Origin of the sequence: Actinomadura madurae (assembly GCF_047130825.1) — a bacterium.
Classification (GTDB): Bacteria; Actinomycetota; Actinomycetes; order Streptosporangiales; family Streptosporangiaceae; genus Spirillospora; species Spirillospora madurae.
Genome location: NZ_CP083237.1, coordinates 852,222 through 874,726, shown reverse-complemented (window position 1 = coordinate 874,726; position 22,505 = coordinate 852,222). Strand labels below are relative to the sequence as shown.

Annotated in this window: 20 protein-coding genes; 10 read left to right on the top strand and 10 right to left on the bottom strand. The window is 74.1% G+C overall.

Annotation, left to right across the window (positions count from 1 at the left end; genetic code table 11):
• Positions 1–4 precede the first annotated feature (4 nt).
• From K8Z49_RS03985 to K8Z49_RS03955, 7 genes are read left to right on the top strand one after another with little or no spacing between them, the layout of a single operon-like run.
• Positions 5–349 carry a hypothetical protein gene (locus K8Z49_RS03985; RefSeq protein WP_075021745.1) on the top strand — a complete coding sequence of 115 codons (345 nt, stop codon included), beginning with the start codon at positions 5–7 and terminating at the stop codon, positions 347–349.
• Between the two features lie 11 nt (positions 350–360).
• Complete coding sequence (locus K8Z49_RS03980; protein WP_412517622.1) at positions 361–1,878, top strand: ABC transporter substrate-binding protein; 1,518 nt, start codon at positions 361–363, stop codon at positions 1,876–1,878.
• A complete protein-coding gene (locus tag K8Z49_RS03975; RefSeq protein ID WP_021598356.1) occupies positions 1,875–2,930 on the top strand; it encodes a LacI family DNA-binding transcriptional regulator in 1,056 nt (351 codons plus the stop codon). The genes K8Z49_RS03980 and K8Z49_RS03975 overlap by 4 nt, the downstream gene beginning before the upstream one ends.
• The gene (locus K8Z49_RS03970; RefSeq protein WP_075021744.1) at positions 2,930–3,856 is read left to right on the top strand and encodes an ABC transporter permease; all 927 of its coding nucleotides are present in this window, start codon (positions 2,930–2,932) and stop codon (positions 3,854–3,856) included. Before K8Z49_RS03975 ends, K8Z49_RS03970 begins: the two co-directional genes overlap by 1 nt.
• Positions 3,853–4,734, top strand: coding sequence for an ABC transporter permease (locus K8Z49_RS03965; RefSeq protein WP_412517621.1), 882 nt, complete (start codon positions 3,853–3,855; stop codon positions 4,732–4,734). The genes K8Z49_RS03970 and K8Z49_RS03965 overlap by 4 nt, the downstream gene beginning before the upstream one ends.
• A gap of 25 nt (positions 4,735–4,759) precedes the next feature.
• Positions 4,760–5,794 carry an ABC transporter ATP-binding protein gene (locus K8Z49_RS03960; RefSeq protein WP_111831530.1) on the top strand — a complete coding sequence of 345 codons (1,035 nt, stop codon included), beginning with the start codon at positions 4,760–4,762 and terminating at the stop codon, positions 5,792–5,794.
• Positions 5,791–6,810: an ABC transporter ATP-binding protein gene (locus K8Z49_RS03955; RefSeq protein ID WP_021598351.1), complete on the top strand. Its 1,020-nt coding sequence runs from the start codon at positions 5,791–5,793 to the stop codon at positions 6,808–6,810. The genes K8Z49_RS03960 and K8Z49_RS03955 overlap by 4 nt, the downstream gene beginning before the upstream one ends.
• On the opposite strand, the gene K8Z49_RS03950 is transcribed toward K8Z49_RS03955, so the two are convergent.
• The 7 genes from K8Z49_RS03950 to K8Z49_RS03920 all read right to left on the bottom strand — a co-directional run bounded on the left by K8Z49_RS03950 (position 6,807) and on the right by K8Z49_RS03920 (position 15,547).
• Positions 6,807–7,445: a TetR family transcriptional regulator gene (locus tag K8Z49_RS03950; RefSeq protein WP_021598350.1), complete on the bottom strand. Its 639-nt coding sequence runs from the start codon at positions 7,443–7,445 to the stop codon at positions 6,807–6,809. The two genes, K8Z49_RS03955 and K8Z49_RS03950, sit on opposite strands and share 4 nt — an antisense overlap.
• A 119-nt stretch (positions 7,446–7,564) precedes the next feature.
• A complete protein-coding gene (locus K8Z49_RS03945) occupies positions 7,565–10,456 on the bottom strand; it encodes a M36 family metallopeptidase (RefSeq protein ID WP_412517620.1) in 2,892 nt (963 codons plus the stop codon).
• A gap of 245 nt (positions 10,457–10,701) precedes the next feature.
• Positions 10,702–11,316, bottom strand: a complete 615-nt coding sequence (locus tag K8Z49_RS03940; protein WP_021599708.1) for a TetR/AcrR family transcriptional regulator — start codon at positions 11,314–11,316, stop codon at positions 10,702–10,704.
• Positions 11,317–11,403: 87 nt separating this feature from the next.
• Positions 11,404–12,252: a hypothetical protein gene (locus K8Z49_RS03935; protein WP_412517619.1), complete on the bottom strand. Its 849-nt coding sequence runs from the start codon at positions 12,250–12,252 to the stop codon at positions 11,404–11,406.
• Positions 12,253–12,332: 80 nt separating this feature from the next.
• Positions 12,333–13,487 carry an FAD-dependent oxidoreductase gene (locus tag K8Z49_RS03930; RefSeq protein ID WP_075021740.1) on the bottom strand — a complete coding sequence of 385 codons (1,155 nt, stop codon included), beginning with the start codon at positions 13,485–13,487 and terminating at the stop codon, positions 12,333–12,335.
• Entirely contained in the window at positions 13,484–14,068 is a 585-nt protein-coding gene (locus K8Z49_RS03925) for a hypothetical protein (protein ID WP_075021739.1), read from the bottom strand. Before K8Z49_RS03925 ends, K8Z49_RS03930 begins: the two co-directional genes overlap by 4 nt.
• A gap of 36 nt (positions 14,069–14,104) precedes the next feature.
• Positions 14,105–15,547, bottom strand: a complete 1,443-nt coding sequence (locus tag K8Z49_RS03920) for an FG-GAP repeat protein (RefSeq protein WP_083597750.1) — start codon at positions 15,545–15,547, stop codon at positions 14,105–14,107.
• A gap of 208 nt (positions 15,548–15,755) precedes the next feature.
• Here K8Z49_RS03920 and bglX point away from each other — a divergent pair, with 208 nt between their 5' ends.
• Positions 15,756–18,143 carry a beta-glucosidase BglX gene (bglX, locus tag K8Z49_RS03915; protein WP_412517618.1) on the top strand — a complete coding sequence of 796 codons (2,388 nt, stop codon included), beginning with the start codon at positions 15,756–15,758 and terminating at the stop codon, positions 18,141–18,143.
• A gap of 15 nt (positions 18,144–18,158) precedes the next feature.
• Here the strand turns inward: bglX and K8Z49_RS03910 are convergent, their stop codons facing one another.
• The 3 genes from K8Z49_RS03910 to sigJ all read right to left on the bottom strand — a co-directional run bounded on the left by K8Z49_RS03910 (position 18,159) and on the right by sigJ (position 20,932).
• Entirely contained in the window at positions 18,159–18,710 is a 552-nt protein-coding gene (locus tag K8Z49_RS03910; RefSeq protein ID WP_024935288.1) for a dihydrofolate reductase family protein, read from the bottom strand.
• A 123-nt stretch (positions 18,711–18,833) separates the two neighbouring features.
• Positions 18,834–19,991 carry an NAD(P)/FAD-dependent oxidoreductase gene (locus K8Z49_RS03905; RefSeq protein ID WP_412517617.1) on the bottom strand — a complete coding sequence of 386 codons (1,158 nt, stop codon included), beginning with the start codon at positions 19,989–19,991 and terminating at the stop codon, positions 18,834–18,836.
• 68 nt (positions 19,992–20,059) lie between these two features.
• Positions 20,060–20,932, bottom strand: coding sequence for an RNA polymerase sigma factor SigJ (sigJ, locus tag K8Z49_RS03900; protein ID WP_024935290.1), 873 nt, complete (start codon positions 20,930–20,932; stop codon positions 20,060–20,062).
• 117 nt (positions 20,933–21,049) lie between these two features.
• On the opposite strand from sigJ, the gene K8Z49_RS03895 reads away from it, so the two are divergent.
• Together K8Z49_RS03895 and K8Z49_RS03890 are read left to right on the top strand one after the other, a co-directional pair.
• The gene (locus K8Z49_RS03895) at positions 21,050–21,772 is read left to right on the top strand and encodes an SDR family oxidoreductase (RefSeq protein WP_021598529.1); all 723 of its coding nucleotides are present in this window, start codon (positions 21,050–21,052) and stop codon (positions 21,770–21,772) included.
• 153 nt (positions 21,773–21,925) lie between these two features.
• The gene (locus tag K8Z49_RS03890) at positions 21,926–22,498 is read left to right on the top strand and encodes a DUF1989 domain-containing protein (protein ID WP_021598528.1); all 573 of its coding nucleotides are present in this window, start codon (positions 21,926–21,928) and stop codon (positions 22,496–22,498) included.
• The last annotated feature ends 7 nt before the right edge of the window (positions 22,499–22,505 follow it).

The window sequence follows — 22,505 nt, the reverse complement described above, 5'->3', positions numbered from 1 at the left end:
AAGCATGCGCGAGTCGTTCACGGCCGTCCTGGAACGCAACCGCACCCTGGCGGGCGAGTTCGCGACCGAGCCCTACGAGGTGGCGTGGGCCGCCGAGGCGCGCTGGTTCGTCCGGACGCTGGAGCGGACCGGGACCGGCACCCGGATGCGGGTGACCACGCAGGTCTCCCCCGACGGACTGCACTGGTGCGACCTCGACGCCGAGCGGGAGGTGGCCGGCGACCTGGCCACCTGGGAGTCGTCGGGGTTCGGCGGCTGGCTGCGGCTGAAGGGCACCGTCGAGGGCGAGGCCGGCGACGGCGCCGAGGCGGCGGCCAAGGTGATGATCTACCTCGCGCTGAAGAGCTGAGGGGGACCGCCATGGACGTGCGCAGGCGCGAGTTCCTCGCCCTGGCCGGCCTGGCCGCGTCGGCGGTGGCGCTCGGCGGCTGCGGCCGGCCGGGCGGCGCCGGGGCCGCGCCGGGCGGATCGCTGCGGGCCGCGTTCGGGCAGCCGGTCACCGACCTCGACCCCTACAACGCGGGGACGGCGGTCGACGAGGCCTCGCTGATCGTCAAGCGGCTGGTGTTCGACACGCTCGTCCGGTACGACGGCGAGCGGCTCGCCCCGGGCCTCGCCACATCCTGGCGGCGGGCGGACGAGACGACGTGGGTGTTCGAGCTGCGCCCCGGCGTCCGCTTCCATGACGGGAGCCCGCTCACCGCGCGGGACGTCGTCGCCTGCCTGGAGCGGACCAAGGCGGTGAAGTCGGCGCAGTCCGCGCTGTGGGCGACGGTGAAGTCCGCGCGGGCGGACGGCGACCACCGCGTCACGTTCGTGACGGACGGGCCGATGGGCACGCTGCCGGTGAACCTGACGCTGCTGTTCATCGTCCCGGCGCGGCTCGTCGCCGACCCCGCGCAGAAGCGGCGGCCAGTGGGCTCGGGGCCGTTCCGCGTCACCGGGTTCACCCCGTCGACCGCCGTGGAGCTGGCCCGGTTCGACGGGTACTGGGGCGGCCGGGCCGGGCTCCCGGGGATCTCGATGCCGTTCATCGCCGAGGCCTCCAGCGCGATCACGGCGCTGCGGAACGGGGACGTCGACCTGTTGTGGCCCGTCCCGTCCGACCAGCTCGCCGAGGTGCGGGGGGAGCGCGGCGTCAGGGTCGAGACGGTGCCGAGCTGGACCTACTACCTGACGTGGTTCAACTGCGGCCGCAGGCCGTTCACCGACCCGCGCGTCCGGCGGGCGATGTGGCAGGCGCTCGACCTGGAGGAGATCGTCGGGAGGCTGTTCGGCGCGGGCGCCGAGCGGATGCGCGCGCCGATCCCCTCGACCGTGTTCGGGCACGCCGGGCAGCGGCCGTACGGGCACGACCCGGACGCGGCCCGCAGGGCGCTGCGGGACGCCGGGCTCGGGGACGGGTTCGAGACCACGATGATGTGGTTCGACGCGACCGGCCCGCTCGCCCGCGAGCTGGCCCAGTCGATGATCTCCGCGTGGGACGAGGTCGGCGTGAAGGTGACCCCGCAGAGCATCGAGAAGGCCCAGTGGCTGCAGCGCCTCAACTCCCTCGACTGGGATATGGAGCTGCAGACCAACACCGTGACGACCGGCGACGCCGCGTTCACGCTCGGGCGGCTCTACACGTCCAAGGCCGACCGGATGGGCTACAGGAACCCCGCGCTGGACAAGGTGCTCGCCGAGGCCGGGCAGTCCGCCGATCCGAAGCGGCGCGAGGAGCTGTACGCCCAGGCGTGCGAGACCATCTGGGACGACGCGGTCGGGATCTTCCCGGCCACGCTCACCACCGCCTACGGGTTGCGGAGCGGGATCACCGGCTTCACCCCGGCCGCGAACAACCAGCCCGACCTGTCCACGGTCAGGAGGACCCCATGACACCCCGCCGCAGGGCCACCCTGCGCGACATCGCCGCCGCCCTCGACCTGTCGGTCAACACCGTGTCCCGCGCCCTCGCCGGCAAGGACGCGGTGAGCCCCGAGACCCGCGAGCGGGTGCGGGCCGAGGCGGAGCGGCTCGGGTACGTGCCGAACACGATGGCGCGGTCCCTGGTGCAGGGCAACGCGATGACGATCGGCCTGGTGATCACCAACCCGTCCAACCCGTTCTACGCCCGGCTGATCAGCGCGATCGAGGAGCGCGGGCGGGTGCACGGCTACGCGCTGATGCTGATGGTCACCGAGGACAGCGTGGAGAACGAGCGCCGCGTCGTGGACGAGCTGATGCGCTGGGGCGTGGACGGCGTGCTCGCCGTGCCCGTCCAGCACGGGTCCGACCATTGGGAGCGGCTCCGCAAGTCGGGGACGCCGGTGGTCCTGCTCAACCGCGACCTGCCGGAGCTGGACACCGACCTCGTCGGCGTCGACTACTACGACAGCGCCCGGCGGGCGACCGAGCACCTCGTGGCCGGCGGCGCCCGCGACCTGTACCTGGTCGAGGAGGACCTGGACATCTCCCCGGTGGCGGAGCGCGTCCGGGGGTTCCGGACGGTTTTGGACGAGCACGGCGTCACGGTCCGCGACGACCACATGGTCAAGGTGCCGACGCGGCGCCGCGAGGCCAGCTCGCAGCCGTGGGACCCCGTCGACTCCTACGAGATCGGGCGGGAGCTCGCCGCGCGCATCGGGCCGGGCGCCGCCGTCCTGGCCGGCAACGACTACTTCGCGCTCGGCGTGTACCGGGCGTTCACCGAGCACGGGCTGCGCATCCCGGGGGACGTGCGGATCGCCGGGCACGGCGACCACGCGTTCGCCGCCTACCTCGCGCCGCCGCTCAGCACCGTCCGGCTGCCGGCCGCCGACGTCGGCGCCACGGCCGTGGACCGGCTCCTCGAACGGATGTCGGGCGAGGCCGCGGCGGGCTCCCCGCGGCAGACGCTGCTGCCCGCCGAGCTCGTCGTCCGCGCGTCGTCCCGTGCGGGAGGCGGCTGATGGGACGGTTCCTGCTCAGGCGCGCCGGCCAGGCGCTCATCGTGGCCTGGGGCGCGATCGCTCTCGTCTTCGTCGTCGTCCGCGTCGTCCCCGGCGACCCCGCGACGCTGATCCTGGGACCGGACGCGAGCCCCGCGCAGCTCGCCTCGGTCCGCGCCGACTTCGGTCTCGACGATCCACTGTGGCGCCAGTACCTCGCGCACATGGGCGAGGTGCTGCGGGGCGACTTCGGCGACTCGTGGCGGCTCGGCGGCGGCGCGATGGGCGCCGTCCTCGACCGGTTCCCCGCCACCCTGTCCCTGGCCGCGCTCGCCCTGGTCATCACCCTCGCGGCCGGCTACCCGCTCGGCATGCTGTGCGCGCGGCGCCCCGGCGGCGTCCTCGACTGGCTCGTCTCGACCGGCTCACTGATCGGGCAGGCGGTGCCGTCGTTCTGGCTCGGGATCGTGCTGATCCTGCTGTTCGCCCGGCAGCTGAACTGGCTGCCGAGCACCGCGGGCGGCGGGCCCGAGGCGGTGGTCCTGCCGTCGGTGACGCTCGCGCTCCCCTTCGTCGGCTGGCTCGCGCGGCTCGTCCGCAACGGGGCGCTGGAGGAGAGCGGCAAGGACTACGTCCGCACCGCCCGCGCGAAGGGCACCGGCGAGGGCGCGGTGATGTACGTGCACGTGGCGCGCAACATCGCCCTGCCCGTCGTCACCGTCCTCGGGCTGCTGATGGGCAACTTCATCGCCAACGCCGTGATCGTGGAGGTCGTCTTCTCCTGGCCGGGCATCGGCTCGCTGATGGTCGACGCCATCACCAACCGCGACTACGCGGTCGTCGAGGCGGCGATCGTGACCATCACGGTCTCCTACATCGCGCTGAACCTGCTCGTCGACGTCCTGTGCGTCGCGCTTGATCCTCGCCTTACCCCGGAGAACGCATGAGTGCCATTGCTCCTGCCGCGATCCCGCCGCCGGACGTCCGGCGGCGGAGAAGGAGGCCGCCCGCGCGGGCGTGGGCCGGGCTCGGGATCGTCGGCGTGTTCGTCCTTGCGGCCGTGTTCGGGCCGATGCTGCTGCCCTACGACCCGGTCGCGACGGACCTGCCGCACCGGCTGCTGCCGCCCGGGTCGCGGCTCGGCGACGGGTCGGTCGCGTGGCTCGGCACCGACCAGGTCGGCCGGGACATGCTCACCACGCTGCTCGCCGGGAGCCGGGTGTCGCTGCTGGTCGGCACCGCGACCGTCCTGATCGGCGGGGCCGCCGGCCTGGTGGTGGGGCTCGTGTCCGGGTACTTCGGCGGCTGGGCCGACACCGTGCTGTCCCGCTTCGGGGACATGCAGCTGGCGTTCCCGTCGATCCTGCTCGCCATCCTGATCGCGGGCGTCCTCGGGCCGAGCGTCACCAACATCGTCATCACCCTCGCCGTGACCCGCTGGGTGATCTTCGCGCGGGTGGTGCGGGCGTCCGCGCTCGCCACCCGCGACCTGGAGTACGTCGACTCGGCGCGGGTGCTCGGCGCCGGGAACCTGCGGATCCTCTTCCGGCACGTGCTGCCGTCCTGCTGGCAGCCGCTGCTGGTCGCCGCCACCGTGCAGATCGGCCTGGTCATGGTGGCGGAGGCGTCGCTGAGCTTCCTCGGCCTCGGCATCCCGCCGGACCAGGCGTCGTGGGGCGCGACGGTCTCGGCGGGCCGCGACTACCTCGGCTCCGCCTGGTGGATCTCCACGATGCCGGCGCTCGCGCTGGCGGCCGTGGTCACCGGCGTCGGCATCGTCGGCGACGCGTTCCGCGACCTGGCCGATCCCCGGGCCCAGATCTGATGGCGCACGTTCCTGAGAGGCGCACATGACCGTTCCAGCCGTCCACCCCGCGCAGACCCCGGCGGCCGGGGGCGCCGCCGCCGAGCTGCGCGGCGTCCACATCGGGTTCCGGTCCGGCCGCCGCCTCACCCCCGTCGTGCGGGGCGTCGACCTGCGGCTGCGGCGCGGGCGCGTGCTCGCCCTGGTCGGCGAGTCCGGCAGCGGCAAGAGCCTGACCTCGCTCGCGCTGATCGGGCTGCTGCCGCCCGGCGCGGAGGTCACCTCCGGGAGCGTCGTCCTGGACGGCGAGGACACCGGCGGGTTCTCGGCGCGGCGGTGGCGCGAGGTGCGCGGCGGCCGTGTCGCGATGGTCTTCCAGGATCCGATGGCGGCGCTGAACCCCGGCTTCGCCGTCGGCCGGCAGATCGCCGAGCCGTTCCGGCGGCGCCTCGGGCTCGGCCGGCGGGAGGCCCGGGAGCGGGCCGTCGCGCTGATGCGCGAGGTCGGCATCGCCGACGCCGAGTCCCGCTACGGCGACCATCCGCACGAGTTCTCCGGCGGGATGCGGCAGCGCGCGGTGATCGCGATGGCGCTGGCGCTCGGCCCGTCGGTCCTGCTCGCCGACGAGCCGACGACCGCGCTGGACGTCACCGTCCAGGCGCAGATCCTGCGGCTGCTCGCCCGGCGGCAGCGCGAGGCCGACCTCGCGACGCTGCTGGTCTCGCACGACCTCGGCGTGGTGGCGCGGGTCGCGCAGGACGTCGCGGTCATGTACGCGGGGCGGATCGTCGAGAGGGGCCCGCTGGACGCCGTCTACACGCGTCCCGCGCACCCCTACACGCTCGGGCTCCTGGAGGCCGTGCCGGACGCGGAGGCGGACGGCCGCCTCAAGCCGATCAAGGGCGTCCCGCCGGACCCGAGGCGCCCGCCGGGCGGCTGCGCGTTCCATCCGCGCTGCCCGTTCGCGACGGAGGTGTGCCGCGAGGAGGACCCGCCGCTCGCCGAGGACGACGACCGCGCCGTCGCCTGTCACCACTCCGCCGAGGTCACCGCCTCCCAGGACACCGAGGAGCCCCGATGACGGCCACCGCGCAGGACACCGAGGTCGTGCTGAGGGTCAGCGGCCTGGAGGCGGGATACGAGCGGCCCGGCCGGCACGGGTTCGGGCGGCGGCGCGTGCCCGTCGTCGCCGGGATCGACCTCGCCGTCCGCGCGGGGCGCACGCTCGGCGTCGTCGGCGAGTCCGGCTGCGGGAAGTCCACGCTGGCGCGGGCGATCGTGGGGCTCCGTCCCGCCTTCGCCGGCGCCATCGAGTTCGCCGGCGCCGACCTCGCGGCGGTCCCGGCCCGGCGCCGCCGGCGGATGAGCCGCGACCTGCAGATGGTGTTCCAGGACCCCTACACGTCGCTGAACCCGCGGATGACCGTGGCCGCCGTCATCGCCGAGGGCTGGCGCGTCCACCCCGGGATCGTGCCGCGCGAGCGGGAGGACGCCGAGATCGCGCGGCTGCTCGACCTGGTCGGGCTGTCGGCGGAGCACGGGTCGCGGCACCTGCACGAGCTGTCGGGCGGGCAGTGCCAGCGGGTCGGCATCGCCCGCGCGCTCGCACTGCGGCCGAAGCTCATCGTGTGCGACGAGGCCGTGTCGGCGCTGGACGTGTCGATCCGCGCGCAGATCCTGAACCTGCTCGCCGACCTGCAGTCCGAGCTGGGCGTGGCGTACCTGTTCATCTCCCACGACCTGGACGTCGTCCGGCACATCGCGCACGACGTCGCCGTCATGTACCTCGGGACGATCGTGGAGCGGGGCGCCGCCGCCGAGGTGTTCGGCGACCCGCAGCACCCGTACACGCGGGCGCTGCTGTCGGCGGCGCCGTCCGTGCGCGACCGCCCGGACGACGCCGCGCGAGAGATCGTGCTGCGCGGGGAGGTGCCCTCTCCCGCCGCGCCGCCGAGCGGGTGCCGCTTCCGGACCCGCTGCTACATGGCGGCCGAGGTCTGCGAGCGGGAGGTGCCCGGGCTCGTCCGGCGGGACGGGCTGCCCCAGGCGGTCGCCTGCCACTTCGCCGACACCGCGGGGACGACGGCGCCGCGCTAGCCGGGCCCGTCCGCGGAGCGGGCGCCGGACGCCGCCGCCGGGAGCCCGCCGAGGACCAGGTCGACGAGGCCGTCCACGACGGTCTCGCGCGGCACCTCGTCGACGTGGTCGAGCCACCAGTCGCCGGCGGTCTGCACCATGCCGACGATCGCGTGGCCCCACACGTAGGCGCGGGTGCGGTCGGTCATCTCGCCCTCGGCGACCATCACCTCGGCGAGCTCCCGGCTCACGTCCCGGATCATCGTGCTCATCGCGCTGTGCGTGGCCGTGTCCTCGGCGCTCGCCCGGTGCATGAGGAACCGGTAGAGGTTGAGGTTCCGGGAGACCGTCTCCAGGTAGGTGTCGATGGTGGAGCGGGTCCGGTCGCGGATCGGGTCGCCGCGGGAGAACTCGTCCCGGATGCCCTTGATCAGCTTGCGCGTGTGCCGCTCGGCGAGCGCCTGGTACAGGCCGCTCTTGTCGCCGAAGTGGCGGTACAGGATCGGCTTGCTGATCCCCGCCTCCGCGGCGATGGCGGCCATGGACGCCTCCGGGCCCTCCCGCTGGATCACCCGGTCGGCCGCCTCCAGCAGTGCGCGGCGGCGGCCGGGGTCGCGCCGCGATCCGGGCCCCGGCCTGCTCGCCGTCGTGGTCATGGACAGAAAGGTATCCGGGGTGTTACCCGGGGACAACACGGCCCGCCTGCGCGGAACCCGCCGCCCTCCGGACCGGCGGGGGCGGGGACCGCGTCCCCGCCCCCGCCGGTCCGGTGCGGCTACTTGGCGAAGGCCTGCAGCTCGGCGGCGCGGACGAGGCCCGCCCGGGGGCTGGCGGTGCCGCAGTCGGTGCTGGACCGCGGGTCGTCGTCCTGCTCCCCCGCGTACGCCGGCGCGCCGGTGCACTGGCTGGACACCACCTGCAGCCGGAGGTGCGTCGCCTTCACGTCCCGCAGGTCGAACGAGCGCAGCGTGAGGTCGGGCGCGGTCGGCCGCGGCCGGTCGGCGGGGAACGCGTCGCGCGGGCTGGTGTAGACGGTGCGGAAGGAGCCGGCCTTCGAGCAGTCGGCCTTGGTGGCGTCGCACGCCAGGAGCCGGAAGGCGCGCAGGGCGCTGAAGCGGTTCTGCGCGGTGTTCGGGCCCTCCGGGTCACCCGCGACGGTGGGCCGGAGCATCGCGCTGACCTGCACCCGCCCGACCTTGACCGCCCGTTCGCCGGCGAGGTCGACGGTCACCTGGCGGCCGGCGACCGGAGCCTCGACCGACTGCCAGTTGGTCGCCTCGGTCTCGTCCAGCAGGGAGGGCTGGGACAGGCCGTCGCCGGTGGCGGTCGCGCCGTTGGCGCCCGCGGCCTGGTTGCGGGACATGTCCACCCGCAGGCTCCGCGACCCGCTGACCGTGGCGGTGAACCGCTTGTGCCCGAAGCCCTCGCCCACCGCGACGAACGAGTAGCGGCCGGGCGCCATGGAGAAGGCGTCCCCGAGCGGCGTCGCCGGGTCGGTGTCGGCCACCGGGACGGCCCGCGCCTCGTAGTCGCCGACGTACAGCCGGACCTTGCCGCCCTTCGCGTCTCCGCCGGGCCGGAGCGTCAGCTCGGCGTTGCGCGACATCGGCGACGCGAAGCTCGGCACCGGGTCGGCGTCGGCGGGGCCGTTGCTCGCCGCGCCCTCGCCCAGGCCGTGCTGCGCGAAGACCTTCCACATCAGCTCGTGGTCCTTGCCGCCGAAGCGGATGCTGTCGGCGGCCAGCAGGGCGTCGCGGTGGTCGACGTAGCTGACCGCCCCGGTGGCCATGAGCAGCAGCGCGTCGAACGACAGCTGCGCCCACCGGCGGTTGCCCGGGCACTTGGCGACCGGCACCGCGCCCTCCGCGCACTTGCGCTGCAGGGAGGCGCTGCCCGAGCCGTAGCGCTTGACGAACGCCTGCCGCAGGTCGAACTGCGTGGCGCTCCAGATCTCGCCGTCCGCGTGGACCTGGGTGCCGACCAGGTCGTAGCCGAGGTCGGCGTAGTTCAGGGGGCTCCGGCTCATGTCGTAGTTGCGGATCCCGCTGCGCGGGTCGCCCGTGACATAGCCGCCGACGACGTAGGGCGTCCGGCCGGGCGCCCGCAGCCCGTACTCGCTGAGGTACTCCACCGCGAACAGGTCGGAGGTGCTCTCGTTCATCGCCCCGGCCTGCGGCCCGTTCCACCCGGCGTCCGGTCCGGCGATCATGCGGCCGGAGATGGCGTGGGTGTACTCGTGCCCGATGACGCTCATGTCGAAGTCGCCGTCGACGCACGGCGAGTAGAACGCGCCGGCGATCGGCTGCCACAGGTACATGTTGGTGATGGCGGGGGTGCCGTCGGGCGGCGTGATCTGGTTGGCGTTGTCGCGGATGGTGGGGAACCGGGCCCCGGCCTGCGCGTTGCCCTGCTCCGGGTCGCCGCCCAGGCCGCCGCGGTCGCCGTTGTCGACCTGCATGTTCCAGGCCGTCTCGGTGAAGCCGAGCCGGTAGGACCAGTCGTGCATGCGGTTGTGCTGGACGAACAGGTTGGAGATGGCCGGTTCGAGGTCCGCCTCCTGCGGGCTGTCCAGCGTCGCCGGGTCGCACTTGCTCCTGTACCACTGGTTCTTCCAGGGGTAGAGGTAGTTGCGGTCCGCCTTCGGCGCGCTGGTACGGGTGCCGACTGTGAACGGGTCGTCGCTCGCGCGGTTGTCGAACGAGCGGGCCGCGTTGCCGAGGCTGGTCGTGGTCGAGGCGCCGGTCGCCGGGTCGGCGTCCCAGGGCCGCCCGCTGGACGGGTCGCCGCCGACGACGAACCGGCAGCCCCGCGCGGGGGCGAAGCACCAGACCTGCCGCGCGTCGCGGGAGGAGTAGTCGCCGGGCGGGGTGGCCGGGAAGACCGCCCAGCGCGGGTTGTCGCTGTCGTGGTCGACGAGGTTCTCCCGCACGAGGACCGCGCCGGTGCGGGCGTCGACGTAGGACGTGACCGCCTTCGGCTCCGCGCCGGCGGGGTCCATCAGCGTCACCTGGTACGCGCTGCGGACGCCTCCGGCGGTGGGCACCGCCACGAGCCGCACCTTGCGGGTGTCGTCCGCGGAGACGGCGATCCCCGCGTCGCGGCCGGCCGCGTTCACCGCCTCCTTCTCCGAGAGCGTGGCCGGCGCCGGGGCGGCGCCGTCGCGGGAGAGCGTCGAGGTGACCGAGACGACCTCGCCGCCGGTCACGCCGACCGCCACGAGGCCGTCGTACCCGGCGGGCAGATCCCCGAAGCGCTGGCGCAGGAGCACGGCCGCGCCCTCGCCGACGGGGTTGACCGCGACCTTCTCCAGCGCGCCGACGGCGGCGGCGTCCAGTCCGAACAGGTCGCGGTGCCGGGTCAGGTAGGCGCGCGCCGCCTTCTCCGGGTCGTCCGGGAGGCCGGTGGCGAGGGGCCCGGCGGCGGTGACGGCGGCGGGCGTGCCGAGCCTGTTCCACCGCACCGTCACGCCGCGGGCGGCGCCGCGCTGCCCGCCGGTCGGGGCGAGGCTGCCGGTCCGGGCGTCCCGGTCCGGCAGTTCGGGTTGCTCTCCGGGCGGCACGGGGCGCGGCGGCGGCTGCTCGGCGCGGCCGGGGGCGGCGAGCCCGGCGGTGAGGAGCGTCGCGGTGACGGCCAGCGCGGTGACCCTGGTCCGGCGGGTCCTGGGCATCCTTGCCTCCCGGAGGCGGCGGACGACCCCCGTCTCCGGGGATCGGCCGGTTGATCATCCGGCCGATCACGAGACAAGCAGCAGCCCGGGAGGGCGGCCACGGCGATTGCGACGTCAAGTGGGCGCCCACAGCGGCGATCTTCGCCGTTGACAGCGGCGGCTTGCCATGGTTCGCGAGCTAGGCGAAGGAAGGGCCGCGGTCCCGCGCCGCGTCCGCGGGGACCCTGGCCATGTCCGGCCGGGCGTCAGGACGCGTCGGGCTCTCCGGCGTCCCGGGGGGCGAGGAGCCGGTCCATCATCACGTGCATGTGGGTGCGGAAGGAGGCGACCGCGCGGGGGTCGTCGGACCTGCGCATGCCCGGCGACTTCTGGAGCAGCCCCGAGCCCAGGTAGCCGTGCACGCACCAGACCATCGTGCCGACCAGGTAATAGGGGTTGACGTCCGGCGGCACCACGTCGCGGATCTGGCGGACGGCGATGTGCATCAGCGGCCTCGCGTACCGGTCCTCCAGCTCGGTGATGTCGGCGGCGTCGGCGACCCAGCGGTGGGCCCACAGCAGGCGGTTGTGCGGATGCGCCAGGTGGAAGTCCAGGTAGGCGTCGACCATGCGGTGGACGGCGCCGCGCCCGGGCTCGGTCACGGACACGACCTCGTCGAGCATGATGCGCTCGGCCTCGAAGGCCTGCCGCATCACCTCCAGGTAGACCGCGCGCTTGTCGCCGGCCACCTCGGTGATCGCCGCGGGCGTGACGCCCACGGCGTCCGCGATGAGCCGCACGGAGGTCCCGTCGTAGCCGAGCTCGCTGAACAGCCGGGTGGCCACGTCGATGACCTCTTGCCGCGAAACCACGGTCGCCATGCCGTCACCGTACGCAGGATCCCGCACCGCCAAACGCGCGTCCGGTCATGGCGGGTTCAAGTCACGGCAACGTCCGCGATCCCGCGGCTACAGCACGAAGGACGTGTAGTCGCTGCGGTAGGCCTGGCTGGCCGCCCTCGCCACCGCGAGCCAAGAGGACCTGTTCCCCGGTGTCGGCGTGGAGATCGGCCCGTCGGTGTTGAACCAGCACGCGAACGCGGCCCTCGAACGCTCGCCGCCGCCCGGCGTGCTGGTCAGGTAGGCGATCTGGTCCCGCATCCAGCGCGCGTCCTGGGTGCCGGTCCTGCCGTAGCCGATCTCGGGGACCGCCCACGCGATGCCCTTGGACCGGGCGAACCGCACGGCCGGCCCCCACAGGGACGCCCCGCTCCCGACGTGGGAGTAGCCGTCCACCCCGAAGCAGTCCACCAGCCCGTCGCCGGGCCAGGTGTCGGCGTACGTCGTGCCCGCGGACGGGGAGGTCCCGCTCCAGGTGGTGAGGATCTGGATGGTGTACAGGCGCGGGCGTCCCTCGGCCTGCACCTGCTTGACGAGCCGGCAGAACCGCCGCAGCGCCGCCCTGTACGCCGCCGCCGAGAACTCCCCTCGCCTGATCTTCGCGTCGCCCTCGTGCCAGATGCTGACGAACGCGACGTGGCTCCTCGGGATGGACCGCAGGAACGCCAGGGTCCGCCGGTCGAGGGACCCGTCGGCCATCGCGCCGACGGGCGGCTTGCCCGACCAGCAGGAGGCCCGCTTCCCGACGTCGGCGCCGCCGTTGCAGTCCGCCCAGCTCGCGGGCATCCCCGCGGCCGCCGGCTGGTAGCTCCTCCTGATCGTGAGCGGGCCGAACCGCCGGTCCATGGCCGGGAAGTCCGAGCCGCTCAGCCTTTCGGGGGCCGCCCCCCACAAGATCGCGTTCCTGTCCTCCGCCACGGGGCCTCCACGGTCTCCTGGACTCGCCGACCCCACCGACAGTCTGCCCCGGCGTAGAGTCACCGACCGTGCCGTCACGGCTACAGAAGGCTCTCCCCCGCCGCGCCCACCTGGAAGCGCTTCGGGGGCGGACGCTCACCCGACGCCGCCTCGGCGACGATCCGGCCTATGAGCGGCGCGAACTTGGCGCCGTGCCCCGAGCACGGCGAGGCCACGGTGATCCCGCCGGCGCCGTCGACCACGAAGTCCTCCGTGGGGGTGTTGGTGAACAGGCAGGTCGTCTCGGCGTACGGTTCGGGGACGAGGCCGGGCAGGGTCCGCCGGACGTAGGCGATGAGGCGCTCACGGTTGGCCGGGTCGATCTCGCCGTTCTGGACCGCCGCGCTCCGGATCGGCCGGCCGCCGTTGTACTCGGCCACCTTCAGGCCCGCCCGGCCGTCCGGGAGGGCGCCGTCGCGCCCGCCGGGCAGGCCGTAGACCAGCATGCTCGACGCCTTGTGGATGAACGTCGGCCATGGTTCCTCCGGGGCGTCCCGGTAGGGGAAGTGGTAGACGTTCTCCTGCATCACCCGGAGCGGCGGGATCGCGGCCAGGAAGCCCTCCGGCAAGGGGAGCCGGCCGAGCAGGTCGGGCAGCCAGCCGCCGGCGGTGACGACGACGGCCTCGGCCTCCTCGGTACGCCCGTCCGTGCTCAGCACGCGATGGCCGGCGCCCGCCCGCTCGACCGAGGCCACCGGCCAGTCCGTCTCGACGCGGGCGCCGCCGTCCCGGGCCAGCCGCAGCATGGCCGCGACCGCGGTCTCTGCGTCGATCACCCCGGCGGCCGGGTGCCACAGCACGCCGGCGCCGTCGTCGGCGAAGCGGAACCGCGGCCAGCGCGCGGCCGCGCCGGCGGTGGTGAGCAGCTCGTGCTCGACTCCGGCGTCCTCGAACACCGCGGCCAGGGCCTCCGGGGCCCGGCCCGCTCCGAAGTCGAGCGAGCCCGTTGGGGTGATGAGCCGCTCGCCGCCGAGGCGCTCCAGCTCGTCCCACTCGGCCCGCGCCTCGACCACCAGCCGGGCGTAGAACGGGTCGGGATAGCCGTAGCGGAGGATCCGCGCGGAACCGTGGGAGCTGCCCTGGGCGTTGGCCGGTGCGGAGCGCTCCAGCACGGTCACCTCGTGGCCGCGCCGTGCCAGCTGCCAGGCGGTCGCGGCTCCGGTGAGGCCCGCCCCGACGACGACGAACGCGGTCATGGCGACGCCTCCCGGGCACCCGGCGCGACGGGACGCCCGGCGGCCACGATCGTCGCCGCGAGCGCCATCCGGTGGTCCTTCGTCCAGGGCGGTCCGAGCCTCGCCCGCGGGCCGTGGAGGATCTCTTCGGCTCTCGCGCCCAGGAGCCCGGCCGCCCGGCTCTCCACGTCCTTGGCGTCGTACAGGTGGACGGCCCAGCCGCGCGCCTCCGCCGCCTCGGCCACGACCTGGCGGTACATGACGGAGTCCGCGCGGCTCTCGTACGGCACGCGGCGCTGGACGGCGATGTCCTCGGGGAAGTCCGGGGGCCAGGCGCGGAGCGAGACGGAGACGACCGGCTCCCCCAGCGCGGACGCGAGGGCGTCCAGCGAGGCCGCGGTCGCGCGGGCCGCCGACGACCGGACCCGCGCCACCAGTTCCGCGGCCTCGGCGTCACCGACGGAGCCCGCCAGGTGGTGGACGGGCGCCGCCGGCACGCCGGGCTCGATCAGCTCGACCCGCCGGCGGTCCGCCACCCGGTGGCCGGCCGATGCCGTGACGGCCACGGCCCAGCCGAAATGATGGGCCAACCCCACACGCATGCCCCCGAGTATCGCATCGCCGCCCTCGGCGGCCGGCTATCCGGCGGGGTCCGAGGCGACGCTCGATCCGAACGCGGACCCGTCCGGCACGCCGTCGCGGCCGGCGAACCAGTTGTCCGCCACCACCGCCGTGCCGAACAGCGCCCGCCACGGGATCCCGTGTGCGGCGCCCTTGCCGGCATGGCCGGGGGCACCGACCACGACATGTGCCGCGCCGGGGCCGAACGCCAGCGCCGCGCCGAACCGGGCGCCCGCGCGCGGCTCCTCGCCCAGGCCGTCGGTCTCCTGGCTGATCGCCCCGTCCACCCGCGGGAAGGCCCCGACCTGCACGCCGTGCACCCGGCCCGCGTCGGCCAGGTCGCCCACGTCCTCGCCGGGCGCGCCGATCGCCACCGACAGCTCCGGGCCCGGCAGCGACGCCGACTCGACGGCGCCGGCGGCCACGCTCGCGCCGAACCCGTCGCCGTCCTCGTTGGCCCCCGGCACCCCGGCCGTGTTCTGGTGCACGGCCAGGACCTCGGTGGCCTGCCGGCCGTCGTAGCCGAGGACGGTCACCATCCCGGCGTCCGCCGCGTCGCCGAGGTCCTCGCCGGGCGCCCCGGCGGCGACGCGCACCGGCAGGGAGGGGTCCCAGGCCGCCGCGACGCTCGCGCCGAACCGGTCGCCGGGCTCGGACGCGCCGCTCACCCCGGCGGAGTCCTGGCCGATCCCCGTCTCCTCGATCGCCACGACCGGGTCCTCGACGATGTGGATCATCCCCGCGTCCTTCTTGTCGGAGACGTCCTCGCCCGGCACCCCGATCACCGCGGTCGGCTTGTCGAACGAGCCCGCCGCGAGCGACGCGCCGAAGCGGTCGCCGGCCTCCACGGTGCCGTCGAAGTCCTGCCGGTCCTGGGTCAGCTCCGTCACGCCGCCCACCCGGCCGTCGTCGATCGACACGACGTGGACGGCGCCGGCGTCCGCCTTGGCCTCGTTGTCACCCAGGTCCTCGCCCGGCGCGCCGACGAGCACGGTGCCGCCCATCGCGGCCACGGCGGACCCGTAGCCGTCGCCCGCCTCGGACCGGTCGGGCACCCCGCCGCCGCCCTGCCGCAGGGTGATCGGCGCGGGCTGCCCGTCCCGCCCCGGGCCGAAGACCACGTGCACCGCGCCCGCGCCGTCGTTCTCCCCGGGCGCGCCGACGACCAGGTCGTCGGCGCCGTCGCGGTCGATGTCGGCCACCGCGACCGACGCGCCGAACCGGTCGCCGGCCTCGGGGCGGTCGTCCAGGCCGGCCGCGCCCTGCCGCACCGACAGCCACCGGTCGCCGCACCACACCTGGACCGCGCCGGCCCCGGCCTGCCCGTCGACGGCGGCGGCGGGGTCGCCCGCCGCCGCCCGCAGCTCGCAGTTCTCGGCCGCCCGGGCGGTGCCCGCCGGCACCGGCGCGGCGAGCACGGCCGCCGCCGCCACTCCCACGATCCTTCGCCGTCTGCTCATGAACGCCTCTCCCGCGGGGATTCCTGCATGATCACCTTTAGAAGGGAGACGCCCGATGCCCCGCAACGGGTTACCGCGCCCCTCCCTCCGCACGGCCGGCGCGGTCACCGCTCCACCAGTGGGCCCGGCAGTCCCTTGACACACATCGGACTCCCGTGGTTCGCTCCACACGATCAAGCTCGCTAGACCAATGGCCTAGACCACTCGCGTGGACGCAAGCCGTTTCCGGGGGACGAACCCGGGCGCCGCGCCCAGCACCGGCGCCCCCGAGCCGGGAGCAGGCATGGGCCGGATGAGACGCCTGGCAGCGGTCACGACGACCTTCACGGTGCTGCTCGCCTTCACCGCCGGCGGGACCTCGGCCACGACGTGGGCGAGCAACGAGCGGCTCCTGCAGCCGGTGCAGCGGCCGGCGGGCCGGGGCATCGAGGGCCGGGTGGACGCGCTGCTCGCCAGGATGACGCTGGAGGAGAAGCTGCAGCAGATCCAGCTGCTCTCCGACGGGCAGGTGACCGAGGAGGACGCCCGCAAGGGGCTCGGCTCGGTCTTCAGCCTCGTCGACCCGGTGAAGATCAACCGGCTGCAGCGGATCGCGGTGGAGCAGTCCCGGCTGAAGATCCCGATGTTGTTCGCCTACGACACCATCCACGGCTACCGCACCGTCTTCCCGGTCCCGCTGGGCGCGGCGAGCAGCTTCGACCCGGCCGTGGCGGCCGACGACGCCTTCTACGGCGCGCGGGAGTCGGCCGCGGTCGGAATCAAGCAGGTCTACAGCCCGATGGTCGACGTCGCCCACGACCCCCGCTGGGGCCGGATCGTCGAGGGCGGCGGTGAGGACCCGTACCTGAACGGGGTCATGGCCGCCGCGCGGGTCAAGGCGGCGCAGGGCGGCGACTACGGCAGGCCGGGGAAGGTCGTCACCAGCCCCAAGCACTTCGCCGCGTACGGCCAGCCGGAGGGCGGCCGCGACTACGGCGCCACCGAGATGTCCGAGCAGCGGCTGCGCAACCTCTACCTGCCGCCGTTCAAGGCGGCGATCGACGCCGGCGCCGACACGGTGATGTGCTCGTTCAACAGCCTCAACGGCGTGCCCGGATGCGCCAACCGGTACATCGAGACCGACATCCTCAAGCGCGAGTGGAAGTTCGACGGCTTCATCGAGAGCGACTACACCGCCGTCGCGGAACTGCGCGCCTGCCCGCCGAAGGCGCCCGACGAGGGGCCGTGCGGCCACGGCGTCGCCGCCGACGGTCCCGGCGCCGCCGAGATCGCGTTGAACGCGGGCACCGACTCGGAGATGGTCAGCACCACCATCCGCGACAACGGCCGGAAACTGCTCTCCCAGGGACGGATCTCCATGCGGCGCATCGACGAGGCGGTGCGGCGGATCCTGCGGGTCAAGTTCCGCGCCGGGCTGTTCGAGCACCCCTACGTCGACCCGTCCAAGGCCGAGGCGGCGCAACTGCGCCCCGACGCCGTGGCGGCCGCGCGCAAGGCCGCCGCGCGCTCGATGGTCCTGCTCAAGAACGACGGCGGCGCGCTCCCGCTGGATCCGGCCAAGAAGACCGCCGTGATCGGGCCGCTCGGGAACTCCCGGCACGACATGCTCGGCCCGTGGTCCGGGCAGGGCCGGGACGAGGACGCCGTCTCGGTCTACGAGGGCGTCAAGGCGCAGAACCCGCGGACCACGTTCGCCCCCGGCTGCGAGATGATCGCCAAGGACCCGCCGGACAACACGCCCGCAGACGAGTGCGGGTCCGACGCCGGCTTCCCCGCGGCCGTCGAGACGGCCGAGGACGCCGACCAGGTCGTGCTCGTGCTCGGCGAGAACAGCAACCAGAGCGGGGAGGCCGCGTCCCGCAGCGACATCGGCCTGCCGGGCTTGCAGGAGCGGCTGCTCGAGAGGATCAAGGCGACCGGCAAGCCGTTCGTCGTCGTGCTGGTCAACGGGCGCCCGCTGACCCTGTCCAAGGTGGCCGCGACGGCGCCGGCGATCCTGGAGGCGTGGTTCCCGGGCGTGCAGGGCGGCAACGCGGTCGCGGACGTCCTGCTGGGCAAGGTCAATCCCGGCGGAAAGCTGCCGGTGTCGTTCCCGCGGACGCTAGGGCAGATCCCCGTCCATTACAACCGCGAGCCGACCGGGCGCCCCTGCGACCCGGCGGTGAAGTGGAATTCCCGGTACCGCGACCTGCCGCACTGCGACGCGCTCTACCCGTTCGGCCACGGGCTCAGCTACACCACGTTCAGCATCTCCGGCCTTGAGCTCAGCTCCGCGACTATGCCGTCGAACGGCGAGATCACGGTCTCGGTGAACGTGCGGAACACCGGCAGGCGAGGCGGGGACGAGGTGGTCCAGCTCTACGTCAACGACCCCGTCGCGAGCATCTCCCAGCCGGTGCGCAGGCTGCGCGGGTTCCAGCGGGTGACGCTCGCCCCGGGCCAGTCGAGGAAGGTGACGTTCAAGCTCGGCAGGCAGGACGTCGGCTTCTACGACAACCGGGGCCGCTTCGTGGTGGAGCCCGGCGCCATCAACGTGTACGCCGGTGACAGCTCCACCGCGAAGCTGGGCGCCGCCTTCCGGGTCACCTCCCGCTGACCCCGTCCGAGGGGGTCAGGCCGCGGGGGCGTCCGCGCCGGTGTAGACGAGGTGGACCACGCCGGTCCCCTCGAAGGTGGTCGAGGACAGCAGCTTCAAGGGCACGGTGTCGCCCTCGGTGAAGAGCTTGGCGCCGTGCCCGACGACGATCGGGTGCACGAGCAGGTGCAGCTCGTCGACCAGGCCCTGCGCGAGCATCCAGCGCACCAGTGCGGCGCTGCCCGTCGTGCCGAGCCGGGTGCCGGCCTTGAGCCTGGTCAGCTCCGCCGCGACGTCACCGTTGATCAGCGAGGAGTTCTCCCAGGTGGCCTCGGTCAGCGTGCTGGACACGACGTACTTGCGCGCGCTGTTCATGGTCTTGGTCATCGGGTCGGCGGGATCGGCGTCGGGCCAGTACGAGGCGAACCCCTCGTAGGTGTGCCGGCCGAGGAGCGTCGCCTCGGCCTCGGTCATCAGCTCGCCCACGACGGCGCCCATCTGGTCGTCGAAGTAGGGGAAGTGCCAGGTCTCCGGCGCTTCGATCACGCCGTCGAGGGAGATGAAGAGGCTGGACTTGATGAATCCCATCGGGATGCTCCTGTGGTCGTCCGGGCCGGCGGCCCCGGGAAGGATGGACACCGTCGACCAGAGGTCGAACGGCGCCTCGGTGAATCGACAACCTAGCGGCGAATTCTCCCGGAAGGCGCCGGTTCATGCGGCGGCCTCCTCGTCGCGGGGGAAGAACGGGAGCGCGATGTGCACCCGGTCGGCGGCGGCGAGGATCTTCGCGGGGTCGTCGACCGGCGGGTGGATGGCCTGGTTGATCCGCCTCTTGATCTCCTTGCCCTCCGGGCCGGAGGCCATCACCCGGCGGTCCCAGCCCCGGGTGAAGATCGCCCCGGCGGCACCGAGATCCAGGCAGGTGACGTACGGCCCCGGGGTGAAGTCGCGCGGCGGCACGCCGAGCAGGTCGGCCGCCGCGTTGTACCCGGCGACCTTGCCGAGCGGGGTGGCGTGCTGGCAGGCCTGCATGACCGTGTGGTCGGCGTCGAACGCCGCCGCGGCGGTGTCGCCTGCCGCGAAGACCTCGGGGAGGGCGCGCAGCCACCGGTCCACCGGCACCCGCCCGAGGTGGTCGAGCCGGTCGGAGATCTGCCGCGTGAGCCCGCCGGCCCGCATCCCCGCGGCCCAGACCACCGCGTCCGCCTCGACCTCGGTGCCGTCGGACAGGACGGCGTGCCCGTCGCCGACCTCCGCCACGGACGTGCCGAGGCGGCGTTCGACGCCCAGCTCGTCCAGCGCCGCCTCGATCGCCTCGCGCGGGCCGGGCCCGAGCGGGTGCGCGATCACCCGCGACCGGTCGACCAGCAGCACCCGGCCGCGGGCGGCCAGCTCGGTCGCCGCCTCCAGGCCGACGAACCCGGCCCCGACGACCACCGCGGCGTAGTCCTTCCGGCCGCGCAGACGGCCGGTGAGCCGCCGGGCCCCCTCCAAGGTGTCGATGTCGAAGAGCCGCCTGGCGCCGGGCAGGTCCCGGGGCCGGACGAGCTCGCTGCCCGCCGCCAGCACCAGGCGGTCGTAGCCGATCTCCTCGCCGCCGGCCACCACCGTTCGCCGCGCGGTGTCGATCGTGCTCACCCGGGCGCGCAGGTGCTCCACGCCGATCGGCTCCAGGATCCTGCCGAGCTCCACCCTGGCCAGGTCGGGCTCGGGCTCGTACAGGCGCGGCCGCAGCACCAGGTGCTCGTCCGGCGCGATGAGCGTGATGCGGAGACCGGCGTCTCCGCGGGCGGTCCGGCGCGCCAGCGCCGCTCCCGCCGCGCTCCACACGCCCGCGAATCCGCCACCGATGATCACAACGTGGGCCATCGTCCCGTCCTCTCAGCCTCGTCCCCCCGGGGATCGGAGGGGTTCGGCAGGGAGTCAAGACGGCGGCGTCAGATGTGACCGATGTGCGCGAACTTCTCGGGATTGGCCAGTCTCCGCAACGCCGTGATCCGCCCGCCGGCGATCTCCACGGTGTCGAGCCAGACCAGCTCGCCGCCGCGGTAGGTCGCGAGGGCCGGCCGCCCGTTCACCTCGATGATCGAGAACGCGTCGGGGCGCCGGAGCCCGATCTGCCTGATTGCCAGCACGGCGATGCGCTCGGCGCCGCGGACGGGCTTGCGCGCGGCGGTCACCTTGCCGCCGCCGTCGGCGACATAGACGGCCTCCGGATCCAGCAGCTCGACGAGCCCGGCCATGTCGCCCGCCTCGGCGGCCGCCCGGAACGCCTTCAGGACGCGTTCGGTCTCCGTCCTGGACGCCGTCGGCCGCTCCCGCACCGCGGCGACCCGCGCCCGCGCCCGAGAGGCGAGCTTGCGGCCGGCGGCGGGCGTGGCACCGAGCACCTCGGCGATCCGGTCGAACGGGAAGCCGAAGACGTCGTGCAGCACCAGCGCGACGCGCTCGGCGGGGGTGAGCGCCTCCATGACCACCAGCATCGCGGTGCTGACCGACTCGTCCATGAGCACCCGGGCGGCGGCGTCGGGCCCGGTCAGCAGCGGTTCGGGCAGCCAGGGCCCGACATAGGACTCGCGCCGGACGCGCGCCGAGTTCAGCACGTTGTAGGACGTCCGGGCGGCCACGGTCACCAGCCAGGCGCGCAGGTCCCGCACCTCGGACAGGTCGGCGGCGGCGGCGCGCAGCCAGACCTCCTGGGTCACGTCCTCGGCCTCGGTGACGGTGCCCAGGATCCGGTAGGCCGCCCCGAAGACCGCCGGCCGGTGGGTCTCCCAGTCGGCCTCCGACAGCGCGCGCGTCGCCTCCACGAAGGCCACCTTAAATGTCCGCAAAGCCGGAACAACGCCGGTTTCGGGCCGTTGTCGTCCGGCGATGGGAGAGGCCGTCCGCTCTCCGGCCATCGCTCACCGCCTCGGAGGACTCCCATGACCAGGCACCTGGACGGGCAGACGGTCGTCCTGATCGGCGGCAGCGCGGGAATAGGGCTCGAGACCGCCCGGCTCGCCCGGGACGAAGGGGCCCGAACCGTCCTCGCCGGCCGCGACCCCGGCCGGCTGGAGCGGGCCGCACTGGACGTCGGGGCGCAGGGCACGATGACGCTCGACGCCGATGACGAGCCCGCCGTGGCGCGCCTGTTCGAGGGCCTCCCGCCGCCGGTCGACCACGTGCTGATCACGGCCGGCGGCCCGCACTACAAGCCCCTGATCGAGATGGACGCCGGCGACGTGCGCCAGGCTGTCGGTGGGCACATGGCGCAGGCGCTGCACGTGGCACGCCACGGCGCGCCGAGGATGCGGCCCGGAGGCACGATCCTGCTCATGGGAGGCACCGGCGGGCGCCGTATCCGCCGCGGCCTCGGACTCATCTCCGCCGCCACCGCCGCCATGCCCCCGTTCACCGCGACCCTCGCGCTCGAACTCGCCCCGGTGCGCGTCAACCTCATCGCCGCGGGCTTCGTCGACACGCCGCTTTCGGCGTCCCTCCTCGGAGACCGGCTCGACGAGCGCCGGGAAGAACTGCGGGCCACACTCCCGATCGGCCGCGTCGTCGGCCCGGAGGACGTCGCCGCACTGGCCGTCCACATCATGGCCAACACGGCGCTCACGGGAGCCACCTACGACATCGACGGCGGCCAGCAATTCGTCTAGCGCGCGAAGGCGAGTCGCGTGCCCGTCACCGGCGAATTCCCGCCGATGCGTGGAGGAACATCTAGCATTTGGTCCAAATGCTAGAGATATCTCTATCGATCGCTCGGCGTGGGCGGTGATCTGCTTGCCGGCATGGCGACGACAGGACGAACGATGGTACCCGCCGGAGAGGGCCGGGCGGTCCGGGTGCGCAGCGGACAGCGGGTGCGGGTGGTGGACGTGGAAGGCGGGCAGGTCGGCGACCTGTTCGCCTTCGCCGCGGACGACCCGCGCGAGCATCTGAGCGCCGCGCATACCCGCAGCGTGACGAGCCGGCTGTTCCCCGAGGTGGGCGAGTCGTTCGTCACCGGCCGCCGGCGGCCGATCCTGGCCCTGGCGGACGACACCTCGCCCGGATCGCACGACATGCTGATCGCCGCGTGCGACTCGGCGCGCTACGAGGCCCTCGGTGCCCCCGGGCACGCCTCGTGCGCCCGGAACCTGGACCTGGCCCTCGCCGAGCTGGGGCTGGCCGTGCCCGTCACTCCGCAACCGGTCAACGTGTTCATGCGGATCCCGGTCGAGGAGTCCGGGCGGTTGCGGTGGCTGACGGCCGAGAGCCGCGCGGGCGACGCGATCACGTTCGAGGCCGCCATGGACTGCGTGGTCGTGCTGTCGGCATGCCCGCAGGACCTGGCCGGCATCAACGGGGGCGGCCTGACGCCGCTGGCGATCGACGTCCTGTGAACGGGGC